Origin of the sequence: Clostridioides sp. ZZV15-6383, assembly GCF_020657735.1 — a bacterium.
Classification (GTDB): Bacteria; Bacillota; Clostridia; order Peptostreptococcales; family Peptostreptococcaceae; genus Clostridioides; species Clostridioides difficile_D.
Window position 1 is genome coordinate 1 of the sequence record NZ_JAGWCV010000149.1, and the last position, 477, is coordinate 477.

Sequence of the window (477 nt, forward strand, 5' to 3'; positions counted from 1 at the left end):
TGGAAAAAGCTTATAAGTTTAGAATGTATCCAAATAAAAAACAGCAAGAGTTAATTAACAAAACTTTTGGATGTTGTAGATTTGTATATAATAAGTATCTTGCTAAAAGAATAGAAGTTTATAAAAATGATAGAGAAACTTTTACTTATAAACAGTGTAGTTCTGATTTAACCAATTTAAAAAAAGAATTAAATTGGCTTAAAGAACCTGACAAATTTTCACTACAAAACGCCTTAAGAGATTTAGATAATGCATATAAAAAATTCTTTAAAGAAAAAGCAGGATTTCCTAAATTTAAATCAAAGAAAACTAATAGATTTTCATATAAAACTAACTTTACAAATGGAAATATTATGTATTGTGGTCAACATATAAAACTACCTAAACTTGGTATGGTTAAGATAAGGGATAAACAAGTACCTCAAGGTAGAATACTTAATGCTACTATATCTAAAGAGCCAAGTGGTAGATATTATG

Annotated in this window: 1 protein-coding gene; it reads left to right on the forward strand. The window is 25.4% G+C overall.

Features of this window, described 5'->3' with window-relative positions; all coding sequences use genetic code 11:
* Window positions 1-477, forward strand: a 477-nt coding sequence (locus KGF42_RS19220) for an RNA-guided endonuclease TnpB family protein (protein ID WP_227826913.1), incomplete at both ends; no start/stop codon positions are given.